This window comes from Bradyrhizobium sp. NBAIM03, assembly GCF_020194055.1.
In the GTDB taxonomy this organism is placed as follows: domain Bacteria; phylum Pseudomonadota; class Alphaproteobacteria; order Rhizobiales; family Xanthobacteraceae; genus Bradyrhizobium; species Bradyrhizobium yuanmingense.
Window position 1 is genome coordinate 1 of sequence record NZ_JADYVS010000218.1, and the last position, 411, is coordinate 411.

A 411-nucleotide genomic window follows, 5' to 3' on the forward strand; every position below is an offset into this window, starting at 1 on the left:
CTGTTCATTCCATCCGGCCCGATTGTTCAGGTCCGCGATAACAACGGCAAGGTTCGTGAAGACAGCGACACCGACGGACAGGTCTTCTATAAAGGCCCGCTGGTGGTGCTGGTTGACCGCTTCAGTGCTTCGGCTTCAGAAATCTTTGCCGCGGCAATGCAGGATTACGGTCGTGCCCTGGTTGTGGGTGAACCGACGTTTGGTAAAGGCACCGTTCAGCAGTACCGTTCATTGAACCGTATTTACGATCAGATGTTACGTCCTGAATGGCCAGCGCTGGGTTCTGTGCAGTACACGATCCAGAAGTTCTATCGCGTTAACGGCGGCAGTACGCAACGTAAAGGCGTAACGCCAGACATCATCATGCCGACGGGTAATGAAGAAACGGAAACGGGTGAGAAATTCGAAGAT

The 411-nt window shown here is 53.0% G+C and carries 1 protein-coding gene; it reads left to right on the forward strand.

The annotated features are described in order from the left end of the window. On the forward strand, positions 1-411 hold a 411-nt coding region (locus I6F21_RS38180), incomplete at both ends, for a S41 family peptidase (protein ID WP_249787633.1).